This window comes from Psychrobacillus sp., from assembly GCF_056205495.1.
Genome location: NZ_JBAEAP010000060.1, coordinates 1 through 6,576, shown reverse-complemented (window position 1 = coordinate 6,576; position 6,576 = coordinate 1). Strand labels below are relative to the sequence as shown.

Annotated in this window: 9 protein-coding genes and 1 pseudogene; all 10 read right to left on the bottom strand. The window is 36.4% G+C overall.

Annotated elements, in window-relative coordinates:
- A partial coding sequence (locus tag AC06OU_RS01945) for a glycosyltransferase (RefSeq protein WP_475853602.1) occupies positions 1 to 1,121 on the bottom strand: 1,121 nt, incomplete at its 3' end.
- Positions 1,122 to 1,363: 242 nt separating this feature from the next.
- On the bottom strand, positions 1,364 to 2,173 hold the full coding sequence (locus AC06OU_RS01940; protein WP_298468473.1) for a YitT family protein: 810 nt from the start codon (positions 2,171 to 2,173) through the stop codon (positions 1,364 to 1,366).
- A 289-nt stretch (positions 2,174 to 2,462) separates the two neighbouring features.
- A complete protein-coding gene (locus AC06OU_RS01935; protein ID WP_475853601.1) occupies positions 2,463 to 3,242 on the bottom strand; it encodes a sulfite exporter TauE/SafE family protein in 780 nt (259 codons plus the stop codon).
- Between the two features lie 64 nt (positions 3,243 to 3,306).
- On the bottom strand, positions 3,307 to 3,534 hold the full coding sequence (locus AC06OU_RS01930) for a sulfurtransferase TusA family protein (protein WP_475853600.1): 228 nt from the start codon (positions 3,532 to 3,534) through the stop codon (positions 3,307 to 3,309).
- Positions 3,535 to 3,624: 90 nt separating this feature from the next.
- Positions 3,625 to 4,752: an MBL fold metallo-hydrolase gene (locus AC06OU_RS01925; protein WP_475853599.1), complete on the bottom strand. Its 1,128-nt coding sequence runs from the start codon at positions 4,750 to 4,752 to the stop codon at positions 3,625 to 3,627.
- Between the two features lie 74 nt (positions 4,753 to 4,826).
- Positions 4,827 to 5,222 carry a DsrE/DsrF/DrsH-like family protein gene (locus tag AC06OU_RS01920; RefSeq protein ID WP_475853598.1) on the bottom strand — a complete coding sequence of 132 codons (396 nt, stop codon included), beginning with the start codon at positions 5,220 to 5,222 and terminating at the stop codon, positions 4,827 to 4,829.
- A gap of 1 nt (position 5,223) precedes the next feature.
- Entirely contained in the window at positions 5,224 to 5,784 is a 561-nt protein-coding gene (locus AC06OU_RS01915; RefSeq protein WP_475853597.1) for a sulfurtransferase TusA family protein, read from the bottom strand.
- A gap of 58 nt (positions 5,785 to 5,842) precedes the next feature.
- Positions 5,843 to 6,139: a rhodanese-like domain-containing protein gene (locus AC06OU_RS01910; protein ID WP_475853596.1), complete on the bottom strand. Its 297-nt coding sequence runs from the start codon at positions 6,137 to 6,139 to the stop codon at positions 5,843 to 5,845.
- A gap of 12 nt (positions 6,140 to 6,151) precedes the next feature.
- On the bottom strand, positions 6,152 to 6,493 hold the full coding sequence (locus tag AC06OU_RS01905) for a rhodanese-like domain-containing protein (RefSeq protein ID WP_475853595.1): 342 nt from the start codon (positions 6,491 to 6,493) through the stop codon (positions 6,152 to 6,154).
- Between the two features lie 10 nt (positions 6,494 to 6,503).
- Positions 6,504 to 6,576 (bottom strand): annotated as a pseudogene (locus tag AC06OU_RS01900) (DsrE/DsrF/DrsH-like family protein); the annotation flags it as partial.

The following is a 6,576-nucleotide window of genomic DNA, read 5'->3' as shown; positions in this document are numbered from 1 at the left end:
GCACGTTCTCCAGCTTCTCTGCCTAGTCTTTTTGCTAAAAGATTGTCTTTTAATATAGTTTTCATAGCTGAAGCCAGCTGAGACGGATCTTTGGGCTTTACCTGTAAGCCTGTTTTTCCATGAGAGACTACATCTTTGAGTCCTCCGACTCCAGACGCAATAACAGGTGTCCCACAGGCTTGGGCTTCAGCTGCCACCATCCCAAAGGATTCATAGTATGACGGTACGATAACTGAAGTGGCTTTTGAAAAAAGATTACTTAATCCTTGTTGAGATTGAGGTCCTATGAATTCAATGTATTCCTCTATACCTTTAACTTGCTCCCTTAAATGGGGGTTGATAGGTAATCCTGAGTTGATGTCTATTTCTTCCTTATCACCACCAGCTAGCACTAATTTAGCATCCAGTTCTGGATTTTCCTTTTTTAATTTCTTAAAGGCATCTAATAGTGTGCCGATTCCTTTTGTCTTTTCCAGACGACCAGCATATACTAGCAACGGTTTAGTTACTGATTTTATCTTAACTTGTGATTGGAATTCTTTTGCAACTCCAATAGATATTACTTCTATATTGGTAAGTGGACCTGCAAAGTCTTGAATTATTTGCTGTTCAACTTCAGTAGTGGCGATCACCTTATTCGCAGATGTTAAAATTTTCTTTTCTGCGTCTAGACGAATCGGGTCTGCAGTTCCAGTAGCTTGTTTTTTTGCGATACCTAATGAATGAGAAGTGTGAACGAGGGGAATACCAAACTCTTCTTTTAAAGATAGCCCTAGTAATCCGGACATCCAATAATGAGAATGAACAACATCATATTTTGGTATAGATAAATTGTTTTTTATTTCATCATAGAATTGTGGTAACAAATCATATATCTTATCTTTTGCTATATATCCTTTATGACCTGCAGCAAATCTAATGACTCTTGACATATTTCCTAATTTCTCCACCTGAGGAGCACTGGGGTTACTCCAATGAGTAATTACATCTACTGCTATACCTCTTCTTCCAAGGGCAAGGGCAAGTTCTTTTACATAGTTGTTTTGTCCACCAGCCTGTTTACCACCTAAAGTTTCAAGTGGATCCCCATGCTCGGAGATAAATAAAATTCTTTTCCACATAACTAGCATCTCCCCTTTTCTTAAATAGTAACTATAATGTATTTACCCCTTTTTCAGACTATTAAACTCTAAATTATATTTATATAGCATGCAAATGACGGTGGACCCTTCAGCAATTAGGAAGGTGAGATGAAGGTCACTACTTAAATGCTGTATGTTTTAACACCTAGAGGCAAATTCACAAATATAATTTCTATAAAAATGCAAATTAAAAAGCCCAGAGTTTTCTGGACTTTACAAAATCAATTTTTATTAAATGCTCCCATGACCTCAATCGTTTCAGTAATATTTACAAACGCATTACTGTCTACTTCCTTAATCATTTTCTTTACTTCCCCTAGTTCATATCTAGTAATGACGGTAAATAGCACTTTTCTTGGTTGTTTAGTATATGCTCCCTCTCCGTCCAAAACAGTAATCCCTCGGACTAAGCTTTTAAGCATCTTATCTTGAACTTCCTCACCTTTTTCAGTGATGATCATAAGTGTTACTTTTACATGTTTGGTATGAATGACATCTACTACTTTTCCAAATACATATAGAACTAGTAATGTATACATCGTTTGCTCCCAGCCTATGAAGTAACCAGAAGCTAATACAATTACACTGTTCATGACTAGCATTAAAGTACCTAATGAGAAATCCTTCTTTTTGGTAATAACAAGCCCAATAATATCTATTCCTCCAGTAGAGCCATTGAATTTAATAATCATTCCGGTAGCCGCACCACCTATTACTGCTCCAAAAACAGAGGACAATAAAATATCTTCTGTAATCTGATAAACCGGAATATATTGCATTGCTAAACTCGTAAGGAAAACAGAATACATACTATATGCCACAAACTTTTTCCCAATACTTATAAAGCCAAGAATAAACACAGGGATATTCAAAAGGAAAATTATCCAACCTATGTTCCAGCCAGTAAGAATCCCTATAATCATACCTATCCCAGAAAAACCACCAAGAATAACTTCATGAGGAACTAAGAATAAGTTCAGTGCAACAGCCATTAATAACGAACCCAAAGTAATAACAATAAAATTTTTCATGTCTTGCTCCTTAAATTTAATCGAACTTAACTATACATCATTTTATTAAAAAAACGTATATTTAACAAAAAATAGTTTATTGAGTCTATTTAAAATTTCATTGGTTGTTTCATTAATAACCATCTTTTCATAAAATTATTACTGTATTTGATGGAACTGGATTATCTAGGAACTAATTAGGATATAGATTTATAATAGAGATTCATAGAAATCTTAGCTAAAGTGAAACGTTTATCCAAAACAAAAACCTTGATTCACGAGATACATCTTTAAATCTTTTCTTCGTGTATTACTGTAAAATATCGATCCAAATTTTAATAGCTGTTGCACCAATCATAATAGCTAACAGCCATTGTAGAATTTTCACATTCATTTTTTGACCAATTTTTGCTCCTAAAGGTGCTGCGATGATACTTGCAATAATCATTATGAACGCAGGCCAGTACTCAATTTGACCAGTCATAATTTTACCTACACTACCACCAATAGAAGAAATAAAGGTGATTGCTAAACTGGTCGCAATTGTAACACGTGTTGGTATTTTTAAAACGGTAAGCATTATTGGTACGAGTAAAAAGCCACCAGCTGCTCCAACGATCCCAGATCCAATACCAACAATGAGTGCTAGGCTACTTGCAAGAACTTTATTGAACGAAATTTTAGCATTTTCCTCTATAGTTTTACGTGGAATAAACATCATAACCGCTGCAATTATAGCGAGTGTTCCGTACACAATATTAACAGCGTCCTCCGATAAAAATCCTGAACCGTAACTACCAATAAAGCTTCCAAGTAAAATTGCCCCACCCATATAAATGATCAAATCCTTATGAAGCAGTCCACTTTTTCGATATGCCCAAACACCTGCAATAGAAGCGAAGAATACTTGAATCGCACTAATTCCTGATACTTCATGCGCAGAAAATGCTACCAGTCCAAATAGGGGTGGAACGTATAATAGCAAGGGGTATTTAATGATGGAGCCCCCAACTCCTAACATGCCCGAAACAAATGACCCTATAAATCCAAGGGCAAAAATAACAACTATAAATGTAATGGAAAAATCCATAATGTCTGTCCCTTCTTTCTGTAAAAAAACGAGTAGAAGAATATTCTACTCGCTATTATTACTGTTAAGCTTTTTGAATATAAAAGAATAGCACGCCGTCTTCTTCTTTTTGTTCAACAATTGTATGCCCACCAGCTGCTGACCACGCTGTAAAGTCATTTAACGCACCTTTATCCGTAACTAATACTTCTAGTATTTCTCCAGAATTAATCGTATCAATTGTTTTTTTCGTACGAACGATTGGCATTGGACATGCTAATCCTTTTGCATCTAATGTTTTAGTAATGTTCATGTTATATTCCTCTTCTCGTATTATTTGTTGTCAGTATAAACTTCTCTCTAAGAGACAAGCGTATAAATAATATTTCCTTTGTTATGAAAATTAACGTACTGCACAACGGTTTGGTCCGATTTCCATTTCCGTTTGCTCTTCATTACTTGGTGTAATTTTGCCCATGTTTACATGGCGAATTTCCTGATAGGCATTTGGTTGAGGAGGCAAGTTGTCTGTTACCATTGAACGGAATACTTCCTCGTCCTCTACATTTAAGCCATGATTTTCTGCAAACAGATCTCCTAAACGTTTTGCTACAGTACCATTTTCGTTTAGCTCTTCAATAATCATAAAGTGTGCTGGTAATACGATTAGATCTTCAGCTAATGAACGATAGCGAGAGTATAATGTTTCGCGTAAATCGGCTACCCAATCCTCTGCCAGACCGGCTAAATCAGGACGCCCAATCGAATCGATGAATAAAATATCCCCAGTTAATAAGTACTTTTCATCAATCACAAATGAAGTTGAACCAATTGTATGACCTGGTGAGTAAAGCGCACCTACATCAATTTTTGTTGACCCAAGCTGTACAGTTAAACCGTCTGTAAGTGGTTTATAGTCAAACACAACCTCTTCTGCATCCTTCGGCGGTAAATAATAGGTTGCTCCTGTTTCAGCAGCGATATGACGTCCTCCTGAAATATGGTCGGCGTGTAAGTGAGTATCAAATACATGCTTGATTTCTACACCTTTTTCCTGTGCAAAATTTGTAAATACTTCTGCGAAACGGACTGCATCTATAAACGCTGCCTCACCTTCAGAAATTGCCATGTAGGATAAGCAGCCTTTTCCTAAACGTACGAATTGGTATAGCTCACCACCATTTGCAAGATTTCCTACTTTAATTGGCTCTAAATACATAGACCAGGATTTCATCCCACCAGCTAAATAGGCAACTTCACGGCCAGCATCTGACAGCATTTCAGCAATCATGATAGATGAGCCTTCCTTAGCACATACTACTAAAACATCTTTATCAGTAGGAATTTGGTCTAGTATCTCTTCTACACCATCTAAAAGATCAAAATATGGAATATTTAAATACTCAAATTTATGCCCTTCAATTTTCCAATCCTCAAATGCATCTGCATTTCGGACGTCTAATATAAATAATTCTTTATTATCAATTACTTTTCGAGCTACATCAGCAGCTGTCCATATATTTACTGTCATAAACAAGTACCCCCATAGGTATATTTTTATTAAAAATTTTTAGGTCGGAAGGGAACTCCCCTCCCATTACCTAATTAAAATGTTAATGTTGGTGATGCATCTTTCGCGAATTCTAGGAACGTAACTGCTCCACCTACATCAATACCGTCTACAAAATCATTTTTTGTTAAACCCATAACATCCATTGTCATTTGGCAAGCAATAAATTTTACACCTAGCTCCTGAGCCATCTCAACCAATTGTGGAATTGCTGGGACTTGGGCCTTCGCGAAGCCTTCTGCAAAATGCTCTTTGCCTGCTGGCATTTCAAGTGCGTGCATACCCTGCTTATGGATAAGGTTCAAGCCTTCAAAAGTAAAGAAAATTGCTACTTCCTTATCAGAAGCTGCCGCTGCTGTTGCAATGTTAAATACTTTATATGCATCAAATAAACCGCCGTTAGATGCAATTATTGCTACTTTGTTTGACATATTATTCAACCTCTTTCTGTAATTCGCCTTCATACCCTGACATACCAGGTAAGACATTATATATTTTTTTAAAACCTGCTTTTGTCAATTGCTGTGCAGCCATGTCCGAGCGAGTACCAGTACGGCAAATGACATAAATGGTTTGCTCTTGATCTAATTCAGATAAACGATTTTCTAACTCACCCATTGGGATCGATTTCGCACCTGGGATATGGCCGAATCCATACTCTGCTGCTTCACGCACATCTAAGATTAAGCCATCACCAGCGATTGCTTCTTCATTTGAAACCGTTTGTTCAAATGACTTTTCTTGTTGCTCGCTAATTTCTGGATTACATTTTCGAATATAATGATAAAACACACCATTTTCTTCATGAGAACCAATGTATTGGTGTCCCACTGTTTTTGACCAAGCTGCTAAATCCGCGACAGAGCCTTTATCTGTAGCTTGTATTTCTAAAACTTGACCTTCTTCTACATCATTCATTGCTTTTTTAGTTTTTACGATTGGCATTGGGCAAGCTAAGCCCTTTGCATCTAGTTGCACATCTGATTTAAACATTTGTAACCTCCACCTATACCGGTTAGGGTATAATTTTTTAAAAAAAATAATTTATAATTTATTTAATTTCGCCATTCCATTCAAGCATTCCGCCAGACATATTCGTCACATCAAAACCTTGAGATTCTAAAAACGTTGTTGCTTGGCCACTGCGACCACCTGAACGGCAAACCATAATGTACGGTTTAGTCTTATCTAATTCGTGTAAACGAAATTCTAACAGGTTTAGTGGTATATGGATGATACCAGGGATATGACCTGCCTCAACTTCAGAAACCTCACGCACGTCAATTAAATTTAGGTCTTCCCCTGCTTGTAGCTTTTGTTGTACCTGCTCTGGTAAAATTGTTTTCATGTTAATATCCTCCTAATATGCACTCATGCCACCACGGACATTCGTTACTTTAGTAAATCCCAATTTTTTTAATTGCTTACACGCTTGACTTGAGCGCATACCACTTTGACAGATTACAATGATTTCCTTGTCTTTTGGTAACTTCGAAAGATCAGAACCAAGTGGTATATTTTTAAATTGGGGTATATTTCGTGATTTGAATTCACCTTTTGTTCTTACATCGACAAATACTTTATCCTTATCGTTAATCATTTGTTTTAACTGAACCGTAGATATATTTTGAATCCCTTTTGTCGGTTTAAAGCGCCATATTAAAAATACTGCTACGATTGCTATGATAAGTATTGTTTCCATATGTCACCTCTTATATGAATAAGTTTACATTGCCATTTTCTGCATCTGCTAAATAAGCTGCTACACCTGCATACTGAATACCA

Coding starts and splice junctions, on each gene's coding strand:
- AC06OU_RS01940 (WP_298468473.1), bottom strand. CDS start 2,173: ATGAAAAATTTTATTGTTATTACTTTGGGTTCGTTATTAATGGCTGTT.
- AC06OU_RS01920 (WP_475853598.1), bottom strand. CDS start 5,222: ATGTCAAACAAAGTAGCAATAATTGCATCTAACGGCGGTTTATTTGAT.
- AC06OU_RS01905 (WP_475853595.1), bottom strand. CDS start 6,493: ATGGAAACAATACTTATCATAGCAATCGTAGCAGTATTTTTAATATGG.
- AC06OU_RS01915 (WP_475853597.1), bottom strand. CDS start 5,784: ATGTTTAAATCAGATGTGCAACTAGATGCAAAGGGCTTAGCTTGCCCA.
- AC06OU_RS01935 (WP_475853601.1), bottom strand. CDS start 3,242: ATGGATTTTTCCATTACATTTATAGTTGTTATTTTTGCCCTTGGATTT.
- AC06OU_RS01910 (WP_475853596.1), bottom strand. CDS start 6,139: ATGAAAACAATTTTACCAGAGCAGGTACAACAAAAGCTACAAGCAGGG.
- AC06OU_RS01925 (WP_475853599.1), bottom strand. CDS start 4,752: ATGACAGTAAATATATGGACAGCTGCTGATGTAGCTCGAAAAGTAATT.
- AC06OU_RS01930 (WP_475853600.1), bottom strand. CDS start 3,534: ATGAACATTACTAAAACATTAGATGCAAAAGGATTAGCATGTCCAATG.